Source organism: Bradyrhizobium sp. INPA03-11B (assembly GCF_040446015.1).
GTDB classification, from domain to species: domain Bacteria; phylum Pseudomonadota; class Alphaproteobacteria; order Rhizobiales; family Xanthobacteraceae; genus Bradyrhizobium; species Bradyrhizobium macuxiense_A.
This window is the reverse complement of record NZ_JASGSR010000043.1, coordinates 45,156-64,266: the sequence shown is the minus strand read 5'-3', so window position 1 is coordinate 64,266 and position 19,111 is coordinate 45,156. Positions and strand designations below refer to the sequence as shown.

21 protein-coding genes are annotated in these 19,111 nt (G+C 65.7%); 11 read left to right on the top strand and 10 right to left on the bottom strand.

Going from position 1 to position 19,111, the window contains the following annotated elements; all coding sequences use genetic code 11:
• Positions 1-178: 178 nt before the first annotated feature.
• The 3 genes from rnk to QMZ05_RS19760 all read right to left on the bottom strand — a co-directional run bounded on the left by rnk (position 179) and on the right by QMZ05_RS19760 (position 1,974).
• Positions 179-598 (bottom strand): nucleoside diphosphate kinase regulator, encoded by a 420-nt coding sequence (gene rnk / locus QMZ05_RS19770; protein ID WP_353702267.1) that lies wholly within the window; start codon positions 596-598, stop codon positions 179-181.
• A gap of 285 nt (positions 599-883) precedes the next feature.
• A complete protein-coding gene (locus tag QMZ05_RS19765) occupies positions 884-1,414 on the bottom strand; it encodes a chromate transporter (protein WP_353702266.1) in 531 nt (176 codons plus the stop codon).
• Positions 1,411-1,974: a chromate transporter gene (locus QMZ05_RS19760; RefSeq protein ID WP_353702265.1), complete on the bottom strand. Its 564-nt coding sequence runs from the start codon at positions 1,972-1,974 to the stop codon at positions 1,411-1,413. The genes QMZ05_RS19765 and QMZ05_RS19760 overlap by 4 nt, the downstream gene beginning before the upstream one ends.
• A gap of 112 nt (positions 1,975-2,086) precedes the next feature.
• Between QMZ05_RS19760 and QMZ05_RS19755 the strand changes: the two genes are divergently transcribed.
• Both QMZ05_RS19755 and QMZ05_RS19750 read left to right on the top strand, forming a co-directional pair.
• Positions 2,087-3,004: a LysR family transcriptional regulator gene (locus tag QMZ05_RS19755; protein WP_353702264.1), complete on the top strand. Its 918-nt coding sequence runs from the start codon at positions 2,087-2,089 to the stop codon at positions 3,002-3,004.
• Between the two features lie 192 nt (positions 3,005-3,196).
• Positions 3,197-3,745 carry a carboxymuconolactone decarboxylase family protein gene (locus QMZ05_RS19750; protein ID WP_353702263.1) on the top strand — a complete coding sequence of 183 codons (549 nt, stop codon included), beginning with the start codon at positions 3,197-3,199 and terminating at the stop codon, positions 3,743-3,745.
• Between the two features lie 258 nt (positions 3,746-4,003).
• On the opposite strand, the gene QMZ05_RS19745 is transcribed toward QMZ05_RS19750, so the two are convergent.
• On the bottom strand, positions 4,004-4,999 hold the full coding sequence (locus QMZ05_RS19745) for a GlxA family transcriptional regulator (RefSeq protein WP_353702262.1): 996 nt from the start codon (positions 4,997-4,999) through the stop codon (positions 4,004-4,006).
• 64 nt (positions 5,000-5,063) lie between these two features.
• Between QMZ05_RS19745 and QMZ05_RS19740 the strand changes: the two genes are divergently transcribed.
• Positions 5,064-5,801, top strand: coding sequence for a DJ-1/PfpI family protein (locus QMZ05_RS19740; RefSeq protein WP_353702261.1), 738 nt, complete (start codon positions 5,064-5,066; stop codon positions 5,799-5,801).
• Between the two features lie 266 nt (positions 5,802-6,067).
• Here the strand turns inward: QMZ05_RS19740 and QMZ05_RS19735 are convergent, their stop codons facing one another.
• Positions 6,068-6,547, bottom strand: coding sequence for a hypothetical protein (locus QMZ05_RS19735; RefSeq protein WP_353702260.1), 480 nt, complete (start codon positions 6,545-6,547; stop codon positions 6,068-6,070).
• Positions 6,548-6,783: 236 nt separating this feature from the next.
• Here QMZ05_RS19735 and QMZ05_RS19730 point away from each other — a divergent pair, with 236 nt between their 5' ends.
• The 5 genes from QMZ05_RS19730 (at position 6,784) to QMZ05_RS19710 (ending at position 12,511) form a co-directional block, all read left to right on the top strand.
• A complete protein-coding gene (locus QMZ05_RS19730; RefSeq protein ID WP_353702259.1) occupies positions 6,784-7,848 on the top strand; it encodes an amidohydrolase family protein in 1,065 nt (354 codons plus the stop codon).
• Positions 7,849-7,867: 19 nt separating this feature from the next.
• Positions 7,868-8,980: an amidohydrolase family protein gene (locus QMZ05_RS19725; RefSeq protein ID WP_353702258.1), complete on the top strand. Its 1,113-nt coding sequence runs from the start codon at positions 7,868-7,870 to the stop codon at positions 8,978-8,980.
• 222 nt (positions 8,981-9,202) lie between these two features.
• Positions 9,203-9,616, top strand: a complete 414-nt coding sequence (locus tag QMZ05_RS19720) for a Rieske (2Fe-2S) protein (protein WP_353702257.1) — start codon at positions 9,203-9,205, stop codon at positions 9,614-9,616.
• Between the two features lie 140 nt (positions 9,617-9,756).
• Positions 9,757-10,374 (top strand): glutathione S-transferase, encoded by a 618-nt coding sequence (locus QMZ05_RS19715; protein ID WP_353702256.1) that lies wholly within the window; start codon positions 9,757-9,759, stop codon positions 10,372-10,374.
• Positions 10,375-10,435: 61 nt separating this feature from the next.
• Entirely contained in the window at positions 10,436-12,511 is a 2,076-nt protein-coding gene (locus QMZ05_RS19710) for a pyridoxamine 5'-phosphate oxidase family protein (protein WP_353702255.1), read from the top strand.
• A 48-nt stretch (positions 12,512-12,559) separates the two neighbouring features.
• Here QMZ05_RS19710 and QMZ05_RS19705 read toward each other — a convergent pair whose 3' ends face one another.
• On the bottom strand, positions 12,560-12,916 hold the full coding sequence (locus tag QMZ05_RS19705; protein WP_353702254.1) for a hypothetical protein: 357 nt from the start codon (positions 12,914-12,916) through the stop codon (positions 12,560-12,562).
• Positions 12,917-13,037: 121 nt separating this feature from the next.
• Positions 13,038-13,613, bottom strand: coding sequence for a TetR/AcrR family transcriptional regulator (locus tag QMZ05_RS19700; protein ID WP_353702253.1), 576 nt, complete (start codon positions 13,611-13,613; stop codon positions 13,038-13,040).
• Positions 13,614-13,738: 125 nt separating this feature from the next.
• On the opposite strand from QMZ05_RS19700, the gene QMZ05_RS19695 reads away from it, so the two are divergent.
• A complete protein-coding gene (locus QMZ05_RS19695; RefSeq protein WP_353702252.1) occupies positions 13,739-14,722 on the top strand; it encodes a zinc-dependent alcohol dehydrogenase family protein in 984 nt (327 codons plus the stop codon).
• A 5-nt stretch (positions 14,723-14,727) separates the two neighbouring features.
• On the opposite strand, the gene QMZ05_RS19690 is transcribed toward QMZ05_RS19695, so the two are convergent.
• The 3 genes from QMZ05_RS19690 to QMZ05_RS19680 all read right to left on the bottom strand — a co-directional run bounded on the left by QMZ05_RS19690 (position 14,728) and on the right by QMZ05_RS19680 (position 16,788).
• Positions 14,728-15,495 carry a hypothetical protein gene (locus QMZ05_RS19690; protein WP_353702251.1) on the bottom strand — a complete coding sequence of 256 codons (768 nt, stop codon included), beginning with the start codon at positions 15,493-15,495 and terminating at the stop codon, positions 14,728-14,730.
• An 86-nt stretch (positions 15,496-15,581) separates the two neighbouring features.
• Positions 15,582-15,977, bottom strand: a complete 396-nt coding sequence (locus tag QMZ05_RS19685) for a hypothetical protein (RefSeq protein ID WP_353702250.1) — start codon at positions 15,975-15,977, stop codon at positions 15,582-15,584.
• A gap of 55 nt (positions 15,978-16,032) precedes the next feature.
• Complete coding sequence (locus QMZ05_RS19680; RefSeq protein WP_353702268.1) at positions 16,033-16,788, bottom strand: hypothetical protein; 756 nt, start codon at positions 16,786-16,788, stop codon at positions 16,033-16,035.
• 262 nt (positions 16,789-17,050) lie between these two features.
• Here QMZ05_RS19680 and QMZ05_RS19675 point away from each other — a divergent pair, with 262 nt between their 5' ends.
• Positions 17,051-17,713 carry a response regulator transcription factor gene (locus QMZ05_RS19675; RefSeq protein ID WP_353702249.1) on the top strand — a complete coding sequence of 221 codons (663 nt, stop codon included), beginning with the start codon at positions 17,051-17,053 and terminating at the stop codon, positions 17,711-17,713.
• Complete coding sequence (locus QMZ05_RS19670; protein WP_353702248.1) at positions 17,710-19,014, top strand: ATP-binding protein; 1,305 nt, start codon at positions 17,710-17,712, stop codon at positions 19,012-19,014. The genes QMZ05_RS19675 and QMZ05_RS19670 overlap by 4 nt, the downstream gene beginning before the upstream one ends.
• Positions 19,015-19,111: the final 97 nt, after the last annotated feature.

The following is a 19,111-nucleotide window of genomic DNA, read 5'->3' as shown; positions in this document are numbered from 1 at the left end:
GGGTAGCCCCGGGCGAGATGATCGATGTGCGCGCCACTCTCACAACACCGGTCGCGTGTCTTTCCAAAATTGAGAGAGTCCGCCGTGTGGCACCCCTCTCCCCAACCCTCCCCCGCAAGGGGGGAGGGAGCCCATCCGCCGTTACGCCATGTGTGTCGAGGATCGCGATGCCGCGCCGCTAGCCCTGATGCGCCACAGCCAAAATCGTCACCGCACGTGTCTGATGACTGGGTGTCTGGAAATCGATCGTCTGTCCCACAGACAATCCGATCAGCGCGGCGCCGACCGGCGTCAGCACCGAGATGCGGCGGAGCGCGATGTCGGCTTCGTGCGGATACACCAGCACGACTTCCCTGACGTCGCCGGTCTCGTCGTCGCGATAGCGCACGCGCGAGCCCATGCGGACCACGTCATGCAGGTCGGTATCGTCGGCGACGACGCGGGCGCGGTCGGTCTCGCGCGCCAGGAACTGGGCCACGCGCGGGAATACCGCCATGCTGGAATCGGCCAGTGCGCTGAGGCGATGCGCCTCGCTCGCGGTGATCACGATCGGCGGCAATGCAGCGGCGGTAAAGCTATTCTGAATGTTTTGGGTCATGTCGGTTTGACCTTGCGGTTGATCGAAGGCGCGATAGCGCCGGCGCTCGAATGCTTCGCGCGACACGGCGGGACGAATGATTTTGATGGCGTTATGAGTCGATGACGTCGAGAATCCGGACGGCGCGCGATCGCCGGCCGGCTAATTGCCTGCGTGCAGACGTCCAGCGCGCAAGCCGAGGCGCGCAATGCGGGTGTCGATGCTCAACATGTCGATCATGGCACCATCAACATAGCCGCTGATGACGACGCATCCATTGCGGCGAAAGCGCGCACGTGCCGCGCGTCAGGGCTGGCCGATGCCGGTGAGGCCGAGCACGGCGCCGGCGGCGAGCGCGAGCAGCGGATGGATGCGGGTCGTGGTGGTGGCGATCGCGACGCCGGCCGCGATCAGGATGGTGCCCCAGCTCGAGACGGACGTGTGGGTGATGACAATGGCGCTGGCGGCGACGAGGCCGGCGGTGACAGGGACCAGCGCCGCCTGCACGGTCTTCCGCCACGGCCGGTCCTTGAAGCGTTCCCAGAGCCGCAGCGCGAAGCCGGTGACGAGCGACGATGGTCCGAACTTGGCGAGCGAGGTCACCAGCACGCCGGAGAAGCCGGCGACATGCCAGCCGACCAGCGGCACCACCATCATGTTCGGTCCGGGCGCGGCCTGCGCCAGTGCGAACAGCGCGCCGAATTCCTGCGCCGACATCCAGTGATGGATGTCGACCACCTGGCGCTGCATCTCCGGCAGGATGGTGTTGCCGCCGCCGAAGGCCAGCAGCGAGAGCTCGGCGAAGATCAGCGCGAGGGTGACGAGGGTTGCGGTCATGATGCCTGCCTCGCGCGCAAGAAGATGCTGAGCGGCGCGAGCGTCAACAAGGTCGGCAGCAGCGGCAGCCGCAACACCGCGATCGCCAGCACGCCGAGCGTGACGATCAACAGGCCGACGACATCGCGCCGCAACGGCCAGGCGATCTTGATCGCGGTGGAGATCAAAAGTCCGGCTGCCGCGGCGGCGAGCCCGCCGAACAGGTGACGCACCACCGGGTCGTTGGCGAATTGGCTGTAGATCACGCCGAGCCCGATCACGACCGCGGTCGGCACCGCGATCAGGCCGAGGATCGAAGCCAGCGCGCCGGGAATGCCGCGAAACTTCAGCCCGACCGCGACCGACATGTTGATGATGTTGCCGCCGGGCAGGAACTGGCAGAGACCGAGCAGGTCGGTGAACTCGGCACTGGAGAGCCAGCCGCGCTTCTCCACCATCATGTGGCGCGCCAGCGGCAGCACGCCGCCGAAGCCGGTCAGTCCGAGGATGAAGAAGCCCGTGAACAACTCGCCGACATCAGGTGAGACATGCTTGGTCTGTGCGGCGGGTATGGCGTCCATCGGCGGAGCGGCTCCGGTTCGTTCGTTCTTGAACCGACTCTAGTTGGCCGCGTGCCAAATATCCAATATATGGATACAAGAATTTGCATATCTCTTGCATATGGATCGCCTGATGATCGAGCTGCGCCATCTCCGCTATGCCGTTGCGGTCGCCGAGGAAGGCCACATCACCCGCGCCGCGGCGCGGCTCGGCATCCAGCAGCCGCCGCTGAGCCAGCAGATCCGCGCGCTGGAGGCCGCGATCGGCGCGCCGCTGTTTCGCCGGCAGCCGCGCGGGGTCGAACTCACCGCCGCCGGCCGCGCCTTCGTCGGCAAGGCGCGCGCGATCCTGCGCGACACCGAGCTCGCCATGGAAGCCGCGCGCCGCGCCAGCCGCGGTCAGGAGGGCCAACTTGCGATCGGCTTCACCTCTTCGGCCGCGTTCCATCCCTTCGTCACCGGGGTGATGCGCGAGATGCGCGAACGGGCGCCGGCGATCAAATTGTCGCTCGAGGAGGCCTCGACCGGCGAGCTGATCGAAGCCGTCGAGGCCGATCGGCTCGATGCCGCGTTCGTGCGCTCGCCAAGCGAGCGGCTGGACAACCTCACCATCACGCATCTGCTCGACGAGGAGATGCTGGTCGCGTTGCCGGATCATCATCCGCGCGCCCGCAAGGACACGCGCCGGCGGATTTCGCTGGCCTCGCTCGCCGACGAGCCGCTGATCCTCTATCGGCGCCCGACCGGGCCGGGCCTCTACGACAGCATCATCGCCGCCTGCCGCGCGGCAGGCTTCAGCCCGAAAGTGGCGCAGGAGGCGACGCGGATGGTGTCGACGCTCAGCCTCGTCGCCGCAGGGCTCGGCATCTCGATCGTGCCGGAATCGATGGCGCGGCTGGAGACCGCCGGCGTCTCCTATCTCCGCCTCGACCGCGCCACAGGCCTGGTCGCGCCGCTCGCGCTGGCGCGCAAGAAGGGCCCCGCCGGCGGCACACTCGGCCGCCTGCTCGGCATCGTGACGCGGCGGGTAAAGGACCGCGCAGGGGTTTGACGGAGTTCTTGCGCGACGTAGCTGACCGTCTTCGTTGCTGCAGTGGCGCGGAACGTGGGGTGTTTGGCGAACGCCTGCGTCCGGGCGCGGCTAAATAGCCTGCATTGAACCTGGTCGCCCGCGTGTTGATCGCAACAGCCTGATTGCGTCCGGTGGCCTCGGGTTCAGTCAACACCGTGAAAGGCTGTTCCAATGGCACGTTTTCCCGTCCATACGTTCGACTCCGCCCCCGAAGCCTCGAAACCCTCGCTGCGCGAGGTTGAGGCGCGGTTTGGCATGATCCCCAACCTTGCGGCGACGATGGCGACGTCGCCCGTGCTGATCCAGAGCTTCATCGGCATCTTCGACAAGGTTCACGGCGGCAGCTTCTCCGAGCCGCAGATCCAGACGGTGCTGCTCACCGACGCCGTGACCAATCGCTGCACCTGGGCGGTCGCTCTGCACTCCGCGCTCGCTCTGCAGGCCGGCCTTGCTCCGGCCGATGTCGACGCGATGCGCGCCGGCCGCTCGCCCGCCGACAAGCAACTCGGCGCACTCTCGACACTGGCGAGGTCGCTGATCGAAAGGCGCGGCCGGCTCGACGAAGAGGAGATCGAGCAATTCCTGGCGGCCGGGTTCTACAAGGACCTCGTGCTTGAAGTGATCACCATCGTGGCGGCGTCGACGATCACGAATTACACCGGCAGCGTGACCAATCCGCCGCTGGAAGCGGGGTTGCAGGCGCATGCCTGGAATGGCTGAGTATCAAACACTGCGCGCCGGCCATCGGCCGGCGTGCGCATCCCTTCTAAGCATGATGAACCGTGATCAAATCGATTCGGCGACGCGCTCGCTTCACCTCTCCCCTTTTGGGAGAGGTCGATTTGCGAAGCAAATCGGGTGAGGGGCCGCAGCTCTAACGAGAGACCATAACCCCTCACCCGGCGCTGCGCGCCGACCTCTCCCAAGGGAGAGGTGAACCTCCGCTGGCGATCTGGGTTCAACCTACTTCCATCACGATTAGCCCGCAAACCTGGCGCGGTAGTCCTGCGGCGTGGTCGACAGCAAGCGCAGGAAGCTGCGACGCATGGTCTCCTCGGAGCCGAAACCGCAGCGCTGTGAAATCCGCTTGATCGGCAGCCGCGTCTCCGAGAGCAGGTGCCGCGCACCCTCGACCCTTAGCCGCTCGATCGCCCGGGCCGGCGTCAGCCCGGTCGCTTCGGCGTAATGCCGGCTGAAGCTGCGCTCGCTCATGCCGGCCTGTTTCGCCAATGTCGGAAGCGAGAGGTCGTCGGCCAGATGGTTGCTGATCCAGTCATGCAGCGCGCCGAACCTGTCGTCGGTCGTTTGCAGCGACAGGACCTCGCTGAACTGCGCCTGTCCGCCGGGCCGCTTGAGGAACACCACGAGATAGCGGGCGACGGCGAGCGCCGTTGCGCGGCCGAGATCGTCCTCGACCAGCGCGAGCGCGAGATCGATGCCGGAGGTGACGCCGGCCGAGGTCCAGAACGATCCGTCGCGCACGAAGATCGGATCGGACTCGACGCGGACATCGGGAAAGCGCTCGGCGAGTTCCTGCCAGAATCCCCAATGGGTCACGGCGCGCCGGCCATCGAGGACGCCTGATGCGGCGAGCAGGAACGCGCCGGTGCAGACCGATGCGGTGCGACGGGCCTCTCCCGAGCGTCTGCGCACCCAGTCAACCAAGACGTCGTCGGCCGCCGCAGCATTGACGCCGTCGCCGCCTGGTACAATCAGCGTGTCCACCGCGCCGCCGATGGCGGGCAATGGATTGACCGCGAGCCCGATGCCGGCCGATGCCTGGACCGTGGGGCCGTCCTTGGCAACGACGCGGACTTCGTAAGGCTCCGCGTTGCCTGCCTTGGCCATCATTGCGTTGGCGGACGCGAACACCTGCAACGGTCCGGTGACATCGAGCAACTGCACCGCCGGATAAGCCAGCACCTCGATCAGGCGGCGGTCATTTGGCGGAGAATGTGGGGGCTTTGGCGTCATCGCCGAAACGTGCCGCGCTAGATTTGCTTTGTCCATAGCGCAAGGAAACCTCGAGGGAAGTTCGATGATTGCTCATGATGTCCACTTACGGATCGGATCGCTGCTGTTCGAAGGCGTCGATCAAATCGATTTGACCGGTCCGTTCGAAGTGCTGTCGCGGATTCCGAATTCGACCTACCGCATCTACGCCAAGACGATGGAGCCGGTGCGCGACCTCAAGGGATTGCGGCTGACGCCGGATGCGACGCTGGCCGATGCGCCGCCGCTCGATGTGCTGCATGTGCCCGGCGGCTTCGGTCAGGAAGCCCTGATGGAGGATGCGGAAGTGCTTGGCTGGATCCGCCGGCAGGCGGCAGGGGCCTGCCACATCTTCTCGGTCTGCACCGGCGCGCTGCTATGTGGCGCGGCCGGCCTGCTGAAGGGACGCAGGGCGACGACGCATTGGGCGTCGTTCCAACTGCTGCCGTACTTCGGCGCCACGCCCGTCAACGCGCGTGTGGTGGTCGACGGAAGCTTTGTGTTTGCCGCCGGTGTCACCGCAGGTATCGATGGTGCATTGCGGCTCGCAGCGGAATTGCGCGGCGATGATGCCGCACGGGCGATCCAGCTCTACATGGCCTATGCGCCGGAGCCGCCCTTCAACAGCGGCACGCCCGAGACCGCGCCGCCGGAGATCCTGCAGCGGACGCGCGAGGCGACGCGCGCGATCACGGCGCAGCGGGAAGAGACCGCGCGCCGCGTGGCCGCCAGGCTGGGCGTCGTCGTGCCGGAGCCCGAGCGTCCATTGGCCAGTGCAAGGTGAGGTTATCTCGAAATCGAGCGATGGCCTCCCCTTCACCTCGCCCCGCTTGCGGGGAGAGGCATAGGCCGCCTTCGGCGGCCGTTCTCAAGAACGCCGAAGCAGAGCTTCGGCTATGACGCATCGCTAGATGCGTTCCGGGTGAGGGGGAGCTTCCGCGAACGCAGCCATCACCGTATCTGCGGAGAGGGCCCCTCACCCCAACCCTCTCCCCGTAAGAACGGGGAGAGGGAGTAAAGCATCGTGGTGCCGGAGATCGAGCGCGCCGTTTAGTTCCCCGGCTCGAAGCTGCAGTCGGCGCCGCCGCCGGCCTTGTCCTTGATCACCTTGGGATCGAGCGTGCAGGACAGTTTCGACAGCGCCTCGTAGATCGTGCCGGCGGCGCCGTCGCCGGGCACGCCGGCCAGCGCCACGGTGGCGTAGATCGCGTTGGCTTCGCGTCCCCTGACGGTGTGGGTCCTGCTGCCGATGGTCAGCGCACAGGAACGCGAGGTGATGTCGACATTGCTGGCGCGGCAGACGACCTTGTCGGCGGTGACGGTGATCTTCCCGGTGACGTGAACGTTGCTGTCGCCGTTGAAGAATGCGGCGACCGCCTTCTTCTCCTTGGCCGGCAGCGTCGAATAGGGCGCCACCACGCCGGCCAGCGCCAGCGCGACCGAGCCGGACGTGGTCGCAGGCGCGGCCCATGCGGCCGACGAGGCCAGCGGCAATGAACATGCGAGGATCATCAATCGGCCCAGTCTCATTCCCGTCTCCCGTTGTGGCGCTTTCCGCGGCGCGGAATCGCTAGCACGTCTCGCAGCTTGAACAGGTGACGTCATTCACATGCCATCCCGCAACTTCGCGTGAGAGGCGGTGCGCGCTGATGGCAGGGCGGCCCCGCGCGGATCGGCTTGCGCGATCGCGCCATCGGCGTCACAGTCCGGTCTGCGGCAGCACAGCCGCCAACAACGAAGATAAGAATATCCATTCGAGGAACGCCATGGCGGCCACGCGCATCGACTGCGACATCCATCCCGCGGTGGGGGGAACGCGCACCACGCTGCTGCCCTATCTGAGCGATCACTGGAAGGAACAGGTGGTCAGCCGCGCCATCGACGGGCTCGACCTCAATTCCTATCCGCCGTCGATGCCGCTGTCCGGCCGCGCCGACTGGCGGCCCGCCGACGGCCGCAAGCCGGGCAGCGACCTTGCCATGGTGCAGCGCGGCGCGTTCGACCAGCTCGGCGCCAGCCACGCCATCTGCAATGTCGTCTATGGCGCACAGGCGGTGTTCGATTCCTACATGGCCGCCGACTTCTGCCGGGCGATCAACGACTGGATCGCGGCCGAATGGCTCGCGAAGGACAAGCGGCTGCGCGCCTCGATCGTGGTGCCGATCCAGGCGCCGGATCTCGCAGTCGAGGAGATCGAGCGCCGCGCCGGCGATAACCGTTTCGTCTCGGTGCTGGTGCCGTCGCAGAACGAGACGCTGCTCGGGCGGCGGCATTACTGGCCGATCTATCAGGCTGCCGAGAAGTACAAACTGCCGATCGCGATCCACGCCGGCAGCGCCTACCGCGGCGCGCCGAGCTCGATCGGCTGGCCGTCCTACCGCTACGAATATTATCTCGCCGAAGCGCAGGCGTTCCAGGCGCAGACGCTGAGCCTGATCTATGAGGGCGTGTTCGGAAAGTATCCCGGATTGACCGTGGTGCTGATGGAATCGGGCGTCAGCTGGCTGCCGGCCTTCATGTGGCGCGCCAACAAGACCTGGCGCGGCGTGCGCGTCGAGGTGCCCTGGGTGGAACGCGAGCCTGCCGCGATCATCCGCGAGCATTTCCGCGTCACCATGCAGCCGTTCGACGCGCCGCTGGATGCAACCGGCGTTGCCGACATCATCGACCAGATCGGCTCCGACAAGATGTTCCTGTTCGCATCCGACTATCCGCACTGGCAGTTCGACGGAGACGATCCGATCCCGCCGCATCTGCCCAAGAGCCTGGTCAAGCGGATGAGCGAGGACAATCCATTAGAGACTTTCCCGCGTCTAAAGCTAGACGCTTAACCATTCAAAGGAGGATCGCATGAGTGACGTCATCGACCGCCCGATGCTCGATCAGGAGACGACCGCGGCGACGCGGCTCAGAATCATCGATTGCGACATCCATCCGAGCATCCATTCGCATAGCGACCTCAACGAATTCCTGCCGAAGCGCTGGCAGCAGCATTTGAAGGAATATGGTAGCCATCTGCGCACGCCCTATATCGGCACCACGCCGTATCCACGCTCCTCGCCGCTGATCGCGCGGCGCGATGCCTGGCCGCCGACCGGCGGCGTGCCCGGCTCCGATCTCGATTTCATGCGCAAGCAGCACCTTGATCCATTCGACGTCGAGTTCGGCATTTTGCAGGTGCTCGATCTCTTCATCTTCTCGCAGCAGAACCTGGAATTCGGCGCCGCGATCCAGCGCGCCATCAATGACTGGCAGCTCGCGTTCTGGGCGCATCGCGATCCCAGGCTGAAGGCTTCGATCCTCGTCGGGCAGGACGGCAGCGACCTCGGCCTCGCCGAGATCGAGCGCTGCGCCAAATCAGGCGAATACATCCAGATCAACGTCTCGCCGCGCGCCAACGAGCCGCTCGGCCGCCGCCGCTACTGGCCGATCTATGAGCGCGCGCAAGCGCTCGATCTGCCGCTCGGCATCCATGTCGGCGGCTATGGCGGGCATGCGCCGACCGGCGGCGGCTGGCCGTCCTATTACTGCGAGGAGCACCAGTCGAACGCGCACACGGTGGCCTCGAACCTCACGAGCCTCGTGCTGGAAGGCGTTCCCGAGCGCTTCCCGAAACTGAAGATCGTGTTCATCGAGGGCGGCTTCGGCTGGATTCCCGCGACGATGTGGCGGATGGACCAGCATTTCGAGCGCTTCCGCAGCGAGGTGCCGCATCTGAAGCGCAGGCCGAGCGAATACGTGAAAGAGCATTTCTGGTTCACGACCCAGCCGATCGACGAGCCGGACGAGGCGAAGCACCTGCGTCAGCTGATCGAATGGGTCGGCATCGACCGGCTGCTGTTCTCGTCGGACTATCCGCACTGGGACTATGACGACGCGCGCTACGCCTTCAAGACGCCGCTGACGGACGCCGAGCGGCGCAAGGTCTTCAACAGCAACGCCCGCGCGGTTTACAAGTTCTAGGAGGATGACGTTGCTTCCGATTCAGCCGCGGGCTCCACTTCACCTCGCCCCGCGTGCGGGGAGAGGTCGGATTGCATCGCTAGATGCAATCCGGGTGAGGGGGAGTCTCCGCAAGTACGGCTATCTCCGAATGTGCGGAGACTGCCCCTCACCCCAACCCTCTCCCCGTAAAAGCGGGGCGAGGGAGCGCACCGCCGTTGCGGTCGATATGCTAGGATTCCGATGACCCGTCACATCGTCGCACGCACCAGCGAAATCCCGGCCGGCGGCAACAAGGTGTTCGGCCTCGAGGGCCGCGACATCGTCGTGTTCCACGTCAATGGCGAGTTCTTCGCGCTGCTCAATCGCTGCCCGCATGAAGGGGCGCCGCTGGAGAAGGCGGCCTGCGTGGCGCGCCTGACCTCGCCCGAGCCCGGCATCTATCAGCGCGACCGCGTCGGCGAGATGCTGCGCTGTCCGTGGCACGGCTGGGAATTCGACATGCGCAACGGCCAGTCCTGGTTCGACCCTAAGCGGTTCAGGATCCGCTCCTATCCGGTCGCGGTCGAAAGCGGCGCCGAATTGCAAAAGGGCCCGTATGTCGCCGAGACGTTCCCGGTGCGTATCGAAGACAATTACGTGATCGTCGAGGTTTGAACGGCACATCCGCTTAACAGTGTTATTGTGATATTTGCAATAATGAAGTTCCCAGGACGATAATTATAATAACGGCTGCAATGAGCCATCTTGAGGTCGCGGTCGGGAATGGTCCCGTCCACGACATCAGGAACGGCACCATGAAGCTTTACCACTTTGCGCTCTCCGGCCACGCGCACCGCGCGCGCCTGTTCATCTCCCTGCTCGGAATTCCATACGAACTGGTCGACGTCGACCTCAAATCCGCCGCGCAGAAGACACCGGAGTTTCTGGCGCTCAATCCGTTCGGCCAGGTGCCGGTGCTCGACGATGACGGCACCATCATTCCCGACTCCAACGCGATCCTGGTCTATCTCGCGACCAAGCTCGGCCGCACCGACTGGCTGCCGCAGGATGCGAAGGGCGCTGCCGCCGTGCAGCGCTGGCTGTCGGTTGCCGCCGGCGATCTCGCGTTCGGACCCGCCGCGGCGCGGCTCGTCACCGTGTTCGGCGCGAAGTTCAACCCAGAAGATGTGATCGCCCGCGCGCACGTGATGCTGAAGCGGCTCGAGGCTCATCTTGCCGATCGCGACTGGCTGGTCGGCACACGGCCGACGATCGCTGATGTGGCGCTCTACAGCTATCTGTCGAGCGCGCCCGAAGGCAACGTCGATCTCTCCGGCTATTCGCGCGTCAACGCGTTCCTGCGCCAGATCGAGGCGCTGCCGGGTTTCGTGCCCTTTGCCAAGACCCCGGTCGGTCTGGCTGCGGCTGCGTGAAGTGCTGATCGGGCGTGCCCGCGGGCACGCCCGTCCAATCCCCGAAAGGGAGGGCGACGAGATGAGCGACAGGCGAACCAAGAGCAAGCTGCCGGCCTGGCATGCCGGCGAGAAGGCGATCCAGCAGCGGGCCGGCGTCGCCGAGAAGATGGAGGCCGTCGGCCAGCGCGCGGTGCGCGATTTCATGCCCGACCAGCATCGCGACTTCTTCGCGCAGATTCCCTTCATCGTGGTCGGCAGCGTGGACCAGAGCGGCGACGCATGGACCTCGCTGTTGTCCGGCCGGCCCGGCTTCATCTCATCGCCGACACCGCGCAGCCTCGAGATCGATGCGCGGCCCGACGCCGGCGATCCCGTCAGCGACGGCATGCGCGAGGACGAGGCGATCGCATTGCTGGGCATAGAGCTGCACACGCGGCGCCGCAACCGCGCCAACGGGCTGCTCCGCGCATCGCCCGGCAGGGCGCTGAGCTTCGAACTCGATCAGAGCTTTGGCAACTGCCCGCAATATATCCAGCTCCGCGATTTCGCCTTCGTGCGCGAGCCGGACGAACCGTTCACTGGAATGATCGAGACGAGCACGGCGCTCGATCAGGCCGCGCGCGACATGATCGCGGCGGCGGACACGTTCTTTGTGGCGTCCTATGCCGAGCGCGAGGATCGCCGCCAGGTCGACGTGTCGCATCGCGGCGGCAAAGCAGGCTTCGTTCGCGTCGCCGCCGACGGCACGCTGACGATCCCGGATTTCGCCGGCAATCTGTTCTTCAACACGCTCGGCAACATCCTGGTCAACGGCAAGGCCGGGCTGGCATTCGTCGATTTCGAAACCGGCGACATGCTGCAACTGACCGGTGACGCCGAGGTGATCCTGGACTCGCCGGAGATCGCGGCGTTCCAGGGCGCCGAACGGCTCTGGCGTTTTCGTGCCCGCCGCGTGGTGCGCAGGCGCGGCGCGCTGCCGCTGCGCTGGGCGTTCCGGGCCGAGGGCTGGTCGCCGAATGCATTGATGACCGGCGACTGGGCGCAGGCCGCAGATCGCATTCGGGCAACCGAGCTTGCGACGCAGTGGCGTCCGTTCAGGGTCACTGGGATCGTCGACGAGAGCCGGTCGATCCGCTCGTTTCATCTGCAGCCGGACGACGGGGCCGGGCGGCTTCCGCACCGGGCGGGACAGCATCTGCCGATCCGCATCGCGCTCCCCGGTGCCGGCAAGCCGATCATTCGCACCTATACGCTGTCGGTCGCGCCGTCGGATGGCATGTATCGGATCAGCGTGAAGCGTGACGGCGCGGTGTCGCAGCATCTGCATGACAACATCCGTGTCGGCGACATCATCGAAGCGCGCGCGCCGGGCGGCGGCTTCACCATCGATGCGCGCGAGAAGCGGCCGGCGGTGCTGCTCGCCGGTGGTGTCGGCATCACGCCGCTGCTCGCGATGCTACGTCACGTGGTCTATGAGGGGCTACGGACCCGCGGTATCCGGCCGACCTACCTGTTGCAGGCCGCACATGCCAAGGCGGACCGCGCGTTCGGCGACGAATTGCGGCAACTGGCTGCGGCCGCCGGCGGCGCCGTCCGGATCGTCCGCGTGCTGAGTGACGTCGTTGGCGCCGAGCAGAGCACGGACTACGACGCCGCGGGGCGGATCGACATGGCGCTGCTGTCGCGCGTCCTGCCGTTCAACGACTATGATTTCTATCTGTGCGGCCCGCCGCAGTTCACGCAATCGCTCTATGACGCCCTGCGCGGCTACAACATTGCCGATAGCAGAATTCACGCCGAGGCGTTCGGGCCATCATCGCTGGTGAGGACGCCGGAGGTGGCCACGGCGGCGCCACCGCGGCGGCCGCCAGCGACCGCGCCGGTCCCGGTCGCCTTCACCGCATCGCTGAAGGAAGCGCGCTGGACGCCGGAGACGGGCACGCTGCTTGACCTCGCGGAGGCGCGCGGCCTCAGTCCTGTGTTCAGTTGCCGGGAAGGCAATTGCGGAACATGCCGAACGAAATTGCAGGCAGGTGCGGTAACCTATGTGAAGGAGCCGACCGCTGAGGTGGCCGATAATGAAGCGCTGATCTGCTGCGCGGTGCCCGCGCAGCCGGCGACCGACGGCGACGACCGGATCCAGCTCGATCTCTGATCAGCCGCGCCGTCGATGCTTCACGCTGCGCAGCGCTTTCGTCGCTGCTCAACCCATGCTGCCCGGCATGAAGCAGCGCGGCCTCGGGTGACCGTTCAGATAATACGGCCAGACCACGGTGTGGCCGGCGCGGTTTGGCCCGGGCACGACGGCCTCATCGGGAACGTCGACCCATTCTCCCTCGAGACGCACACGGTAGTGGCCGTCCTTGGTGTCCCAATCGGCGTCATCGACGCGCTTCGCGTCGGTGCCGTCGCAGCAGGGGCCTTTGCCACTGTGCAGGCTCTCATACCAGCCGTTGAGTTCGGGATGCTGATGATCGTGGGCCTGGGCCGGACCGATCGCCGGCATCGGCAGCAGGACGGTGAGTACAGTGAGCGTCATACGCCAAAACGATGTGTTCATCTGGTTCCCAGTTCCGGAAGCCCATGTCAGCCAATCCGGAAATGGTCACAGAGTTCAGTTCATCAATAGATGATATGCATCATATAAGTCACATTCATGAGAGGCGCGGATGCTGACAAGGTCAGGCGAGCAGGCCCATTACCTGCTCGATCACGGCCTTCACCTGCTTCGAATCCGGCGTCTGGTGCGCGAGCGCCATCAGCCCCGCATGCACCACCATCACCGTGTGCGCGGTGATGTCGGGATCGAAGCCCTTCTTGAACTGCTCGCGGTCGGCACGCAGCCGCGTGCGCAACAGCTCTTCGAGCCGCCGGTTGTAGCGCTCGATGCTCTTGCGGAGCGCGGCCTGATCGAGCGAGCCGTCGGTCGCCGAATTGATCGACAGGCAGCCGCGCTGTCCCTTCTCACCCGAGCAATAGGGGATGAAGCCGGTGAGCCACTGCCTGATCGCCTCGCGGGCCGGCCCCGGCTGCGCCAGGGTGCGCTCGGCCCAGCCGAGGATGCCGTCGTGATAGCGGTCCAGCACGCGCAGGAACAGGGCGTGCTTGTCGCCGAAGGCCGCATAGAGGCTGGGCTTCGCGATACCGCTCGCCGCCGTGATCTCGTCGAGCGAGGTCGCCTGAAACCCCTTCTGCCAGAAAACCTGGCGGGCGATTTCCAGGACGTCGTCCGGATCGAAGCTGCGCGGCCTTGCCATGGCGCTGTTTTATGTACTCCCGCGTCCAATGTGAAGCCTTCGCCTTGCCGTGAAGCCATTTCCAGCCATTGACGTTGCCTTCATTCTATACTTATAAGTACATAATAAGATCGGGAGATGATGCCATGAAGGCGGTTCAGGTTGTTGCGTTCGGACGTCCGGCGGAAGCGGTGAAGCTCAACGAGGTGCCTGATGTCGGCAGCCCCGGGCCGAACGAGGTGGTGGTCGCGGTCGAGGCCGCGCCGATCAACAACTCGGACTTCATGATCATGGCCGGACGCTACGGCTATCTGCCGACGCCGCCGGCGACGCTCGGGATCGAGGGCGTCGGGCGCGTCATCGCCGCGGGGGCGCAGGTCAAGAACCTCAGGGAAGGTGACCGCACGCTCGTTCCGTTCATGATCCCGACCTGGACCGAACGGCTCAAGTTCACGCCGTCCTGGCAGCGTCCGTTGCCCGAAACTGCTGACATCCGGCAGCTATCCATGATCGCGGTCAATCCGGCGACCGCTTATCTGCTGCTGACCGATTTCGTCAAAATCGCGCGCGGCGGCTGGGTGATCCAGAACGGCGCCAATTCGGCGACGGCGCGCGCGGTGATCGCCATCGCCAGGTCGCTCGGGCTGAAGACGGTCAACATCGTCCGTCGCGAGGAGGTCGTGGATGAGGTCAAGGCGGTCGGCGGCAACATCGTCCTGGTCGACGGGCCGGATCTCGCCAAACGCGTCGCCAAAGAGACCGGCAAGGCGCCGATCCAGTTGGCGCTCGACGTCGTCGGCGGCTCGTCGGCCTTGAACCTGATGAACTGCCTGGCGCCGAAGGGTGTCCTCGTCATTTACAGCGCGATGAGCGGACAGCCGTTCTCCGGCTCGGCCTTGAGCGTGATCTTCAACGAGGTGTCGGTGCGCGGCTTCTGGCTCGCCCATTGGAGCAAGACCGCAACCGATGACGCGATGGCCATGATGTACGACCATCTCGTGCCGATGGTCGCCTCAGGGGCGATCAGTGCGCCGGTGGTCGGGACCTATCGCCTGGAGGATTTTCCGCAGGCGATCGCGCAGGCGTCGGCATTCAAGGGCAAGGTCATCTTCACGCCGAATAAGGCCTGATCGAACTAAGCGTGCTTGCCCGCGCGTTGCGGCAGCATGAAGACCAGGGCCGCGATCGCGGCGGCGAGGGCGACGGAAGCGGTGTAGCGACTGAGCGCGAGGCCGCCGTGATCCAGCGGCTTGTCGAGGAAATCGCCGACGGTGGCGCCGAGCGGCCGGGTCAGGACGAACGCGATCCAGAACAGCACCGTGTGCGACACCCGGGTCCAGAGATAGGCGGCGGCGACGATGGCGATGCCGGCGGCGAACACGATGGCGCCGCCGCCATAGCCGAGGCCGGTTGAGTCGGCCATCCAGTCGCCGAGCGCGGTGCCGAGCGTCTGCGAGAACAGGATCGTGATCCAGTAGAAGGTTTCGGCCGCCTTGTTGTCGATCGATGCGATCGAGACCGTTCCCATGGTGCGATACCACGCAGCGAGGGATGCAACGAGCAGTGCGGCGAGCAGCGACGAGCCGCCGAGATATCCGATCCCGAGCGAGCGGTCGACGAAATCGGCAAACGTCGTGCCGACCGTCGTGGTCGCGATGATCACCGTCCAGTAGAGCAGCGGGTGAAAGCGCTTTGCCGCCATCTGTGCTGAGACGGCAGCAACGAAGATCACCGCGAAGATCGCTGTGCCGACGAGATAGCCGAGGTTCATCGACATCGTGACGGCGTCGCCGCCGGTCTCGCCGAGCGTCGTGGCGAGAATCTTGATGATCCAGAAGCCGAGCGTGACGGCGGGAACCTTGCCCGCGCGGTCCTCGGTGGCGTTGTCGAGCAGCATATCCATGGGTTGGTCACTCCAAGATTCGTCACTTCAGGAGACATCGCCGGCGGTCGATACCGCCGGCGGTGGTCGAATGATGGGCGGAGGGATCAGGCCTTCATCGAGTCCATGATCGACAGCAGCTCGGCGAGCGCCTTCCTGCATTTGGCGGCGTCCGGATTGGTCTCACGCACCGCCTCGAGCGCACGATCGATCGCCTTGTCGACCGTGTGCCAGTCCGCGGCCGCGCGCGGCTTCAAGCCGGCTTCCGCTTCGTCCCATTTGGTCTCGAGATCCTTGATCCGCGTCTTGGCGCCGGCCAGGTCGTTCTTGTCGACCATTGCCGCGACATCGGCGGCGATGCTGCGGAACGGCGTCAGGTCGCCGAGCTTTGAGGCGGCCGCTTGCGCGCGCGGCAGCAGCGTGAGGCCTCCGCTCGCATGTGGAAATGGTGAAGCGACCACGAGAGCGTGGATTGCGGCAAGTGCGACTATCGTTCTGTTCATTGTGGTTCTCCTGTTGGGGGCTTCGGCCGACGTCCATCCGGACGTTTGGCGGAACTCATGCGCCGGGTGACACTTCGCGGTTTTGTTCGCTGCCGCCTTCGAACGACAGCCAGCCGACCAGCGCGATGATCACGGCGAGGAAGGCGAGGCTGGTGTAGATCGTGCCGAAGCCGAGGCCGCCATAGTCGCGGGATTGCGACAGCATGTCGCCGAACGAGGCGCCGAGCGGCCGGGTCAGGATGTACGCAATCCAGAACGCCAGCACCTCGTTGGCGCCGAGCGCGTAGGCTGCGGCGACGCCTGCAATCAGCGCCATGAACACCAGGACGCCGACGTTAAAGCCGAGGCCCAGCGCTTCGGTGGCAAGATCGCCCGCCGCCGTGCCGAGCGCGAATGTGAAGAGGATCGCGGCCCAGTAGAACAATTCGCGCCGCGTGGTCACGATGCTGTGGATCGACAGCGTCCGCTCGAGCGCGAACCAGATTGCGAAGGTCGCCGCCAGCGCGATCGCAAAGACGGCCGTGCTGACGTAGAGGCTGATCTCGAGCTTGTCGGTCAGCACATCGGTGATCTGCGTGCCGACGATGCTGACGAGCACGACCGTCAGCCAATAGATCCACGGCACGTACCGGTCCCTTCGCAGCTGGATAGCCAGCACGGCCGCAAGCAGGGCGGCCATGATCAGGCCGGTCACGCTTGTTCCAAGGCCGACATGGACGGCGAGATAGTCGGCGCCGGTCTCGCCGACCGTGGTCGACATGATCTTGATCAGCCAGAAGACGAGGGTGACTTCGGGCACCTTGTTCAGCATGCTGCGACCGATGCGTCGGGTAACCTGCACGGTGGTGAACTCCGCTGTGAGATCGCCGGCGGTTCCGCCGGGTTCGACACGGAGCGTGCCCTGCGAGACTTAGCTCCGGCTTAGCCGCCTCGCGTGACCGCCACGCAGGCGTCGAATGTCCTAAGTTCCGGCTAAGTCGAAGCTGATATGATCGCGCTTGTGTCGCGGATGAGCGATACGACGCAGTTTCGCCGGGTGCCGCCCGGTGCGGATCGGGATGGATTGCCAGGCGATGCGCGTGCTCTTGGTCGAGGACGACAGGATGATCGGCGCCGCCGTCGTCGAGGCGTTGCGGGATGCCGCCTATGCCGTCGACTGGGTGCGCGATGGCGATCTCGCCATCGAGGCTAGCCGCAGCGAGACCTATGATATCGCGCTGCTCGATCTCGGACTGCCATTGACCGATGGCCTCGACGTCCTCAAGGCGATCCGCGCCGGCTCCATGCGCCTTCCTGTCATCATTCTCACCGCGCGCGACGCGCTGAACGATCGCATCCAGGGGCTCGATCTCGGCGCCGACGATTACCTGGTCAAGCCGTTCGAGATCGCGGAATTGCTGGCGCGCATGCGTGCGGTGCTGCGGCGCGAGGGCAGCGGGGCGCCGCCGGTGCTGACCAACGGCGAGCTTCACCTCGACCCGGCAACGCGGGAAGCAGCCTTCGGTGGAGAAAAGGCCGTGCTCAGCGCACGCGAGTTCGCTCTGCTTCAGGCGCTGCTGAATCGCCCGGGAACGATCCTGTCCCGCGCCGAGCTCGAGCGCCAGATCTATGGCTGGAGCGAGGAGGTCGAGAGCAACGCGGTCGAATTCCTGATTCACGCGGTGCGCAGAAAGCTCGGCGCCGGCGCGATCCGGAACGTGCGCGGCGTCGGATGGATGGTGGATCGTTCGAGATGATGGGATCGCTGCGCGGGCGCCTGTTCGTCGGACTCACGGCGATTATTCTGCTGACCGGCGCCGTCGGCGGAATCCTGGCGTACCGATGGGCCTACAGCGAGGCGATCGAGATGCAGGACTCCGTCCTGATCCAGATCGGCAGCTTTGCGTTGAGCGCGCCGCTCCGGCAGAGCCGCCCGGTCACCGGTGTCGATGCCGAGGCCGAGGTTGCCGTCGTCGAGCTGGGCGAGGCGCCGCGCGGCGCCACTGACGATCGCCGGCTATGGGGACTGAAGGACGGGCTGCACAATGACGTCTATCACGGACAGCCGGTCCGCGTGCTGCTTCGGACGCGACCGGATGGCAGCCGTTTCGCGGTGACGCAGCAAACCGAGATCCGCACCGAGATCGCGGGCGACATGGCCGTGCGCACGCTGTTGCCGATCGCCGCGCTGGTGCCGTGCCTGCTGCTGATGACCGCATTCGTGATCGCCCGATCGTTCCGGCCGATGTTGCGCCTCGCCGGCGATCTCGACGCGAGCAGGGTGGACGACATCGCCACGCTGCCGGCGACCGGCGCGCCAAGCGAGCTCCAGCCGTTCCTTGGCTCGATCAACGGGTTGCTCCGGCGGACGCGCGTCATGATGGATCAGCAGCGGCGCTTCATCGCCGACGCGGCCCACGAACTTCGAACGCCGATCACCGCGCTCAGCCTGCAGGCGGAAAATCTCGCCTCGCTCGACATGCCCGCGGAGACGCGCGACCGGCTCGATGCGTTGAAGAGCGGCATGCGCCGCACCAAGCATCTGCTCGAGCAACTTCTGGCGCTGGCGCGTCAGGACGCCGCGCCATCCACCGTGAGCGCCGCGGTGGACTTGGACAAGCTTGCAAAGGGCGTCGTCGCCGATCTGCTGCCGGAGGCGGCGGCGCGCAACATCGATCTCGGTTTCACGATCGTCGAGACGGTCGCCGTGAACGGTGATCCGACGTCCTTGATCTCGGCGGTCCGGAACCTGGTCGAGAACGCGATCAAGTTCACGCCCAATGGCGGGGCCGTCGATCTCAGCGTCCATCGCGAGGACGCAATGGCGATCATCCAGATCGAGGACACCGGGCCGGGGATTCCGCCGCAGGATCTGGCGCGGACCGGTGAGCCGTTCTTTCGCGGCGGCCAGCCGAGCGGGGAGGGCGCAGGCCTCGGGCTCTCGATCGTGAAGCGAATTGTGGATCGCGCCACGGGTTCGATCCTGTTCGAGAATGTGACCGGTGCCGGACGCTCGGGCCTGCGCGTGACCGTCAAGCTGCCAGTGGCCGATCCGTAAGGCCAGGCGACGGCCAAAATGCGCCTGGAGTGCGTGGCATCATTGTCATTGTGTCTTGAGACCCGCGCCGCTTATCGCTACCAGTGCAATCCGAAAG

What these genes read in the sequence shown, in the direction of transcription:
- rnk (WP_353702267.1), bottom strand. Translation starts at nt 598, where the DNA reads ATGACCCAAAACATTCAGAATAGCTTTACCGCCGCTGCATTGCCGCCG.
- QMZ05_RS19765 (WP_353702266.1), bottom strand. Translation starts at nt 1,414, where the DNA reads ATGACCGCAACCCTCGTCACCCTCGCGCTGATCTTCGCCGAGCTCTCG.
- QMZ05_RS19760 (WP_353702265.1), bottom strand. Translation starts at nt 1,974, where the DNA reads ATGGACGCCATACCCGCCGCACAGACCAAGCATGTCTCACCTGATGTC.
- QMZ05_RS19755 (WP_353702264.1), top strand. Translation starts at nt 2,087, where the DNA reads ATGATCGAGCTGCGCCATCTCCGCTATGCCGTTGCGGTCGCCGAGGAA.
- QMZ05_RS19750 (WP_353702263.1), top strand. Translation starts at nt 3,197, where the DNA reads ATGGCACGTTTTCCCGTCCATACGTTCGACTCCGCCCCCGAAGCCTCG.
- QMZ05_RS19745 (WP_353702262.1), bottom strand. Translation starts at nt 4,999, where the DNA reads ATGACGCCAAAGCCCCCACATTCTCCGCCAAATGACCGCCGCCTGATC.
- QMZ05_RS19740 (WP_353702261.1), top strand. Translation starts at nt 5,064, where the DNA reads ATGATTGCTCATGATGTCCACTTACGGATCGGATCGCTGCTGTTCGAA.
- QMZ05_RS19735 (WP_353702260.1), bottom strand. Translation starts at nt 6,547, where the DNA reads ATGAGACTGGGCCGATTGATGATCCTCGCATGTTCATTGCCGCTGGCC.
- QMZ05_RS19730 (WP_353702259.1), top strand. Translation starts at nt 6,784, where the DNA reads ATGGCGGCCACGCGCATCGACTGCGACATCCATCCCGCGGTGGGGGGA.
- QMZ05_RS19725 (WP_353702258.1), top strand. Translation starts at nt 7,868, where the DNA reads ATGAGTGACGTCATCGACCGCCCGATGCTCGATCAGGAGACGACCGCG.
- QMZ05_RS19720 (WP_353702257.1), top strand. Translation starts at nt 9,203, where the DNA reads ATGACCCGTCACATCGTCGCACGCACCAGCGAAATCCCGGCCGGCGGC.
- QMZ05_RS19715 (WP_353702256.1), top strand. Translation starts at nt 9,757, where the DNA reads ATGAAGCTTTACCACTTTGCGCTCTCCGGCCACGCGCACCGCGCGCGC.
- QMZ05_RS19710 (WP_353702255.1), top strand. Translation starts at nt 10,436, where the DNA reads ATGAGCGACAGGCGAACCAAGAGCAAGCTGCCGGCCTGGCATGCCGGC.
- QMZ05_RS19705 (WP_353702254.1), bottom strand. Translation starts at nt 12,916, where the DNA reads ATGAACACATCGTTTTGGCGTATGACGCTCACTGTACTCACCGTCCTG.
- QMZ05_RS19700 (WP_353702253.1), bottom strand. Translation starts at nt 13,613, where the DNA reads ATGGCAAGGCCGCGCAGCTTCGATCCGGACGACGTCCTGGAAATCGCC.
- QMZ05_RS19695 (WP_353702252.1), top strand. Translation starts at nt 13,739, where the DNA reads ATGAAGGCGGTTCAGGTTGTTGCGTTCGGACGTCCGGCGGAAGCGGTG.
- QMZ05_RS19690 (WP_353702251.1), bottom strand. Translation starts at nt 15,495, where the DNA reads ATGGATATGCTGCTCGACAACGCCACCGAGGACCGCGCGGGCAAGGTT.
- QMZ05_RS19685 (WP_353702250.1), bottom strand. Translation starts at nt 15,977, where the DNA reads ATGAACAGAACGATAGTCGCACTTGCCGCAATCCACGCTCTCGTGGTC.
- QMZ05_RS19680 (WP_353702268.1), bottom strand. Translation starts at nt 16,788, where the DNA reads ATGCTGAACAAGGTGCCCGAAGTCACCCTCGTCTTCTGGCTGATCAAG.
- QMZ05_RS19675 (WP_353702249.1), top strand. Translation starts at nt 17,051, where the DNA reads ATGCGCGTGCTCTTGGTCGAGGACGACAGGATGATCGGCGCCGCCGTC.
- QMZ05_RS19670 (WP_353702248.1), top strand. Translation starts at nt 17,710, where the DNA reads ATGATGGGATCGCTGCGCGGGCGCCTGTTCGTCGGACTCACGGCGATT.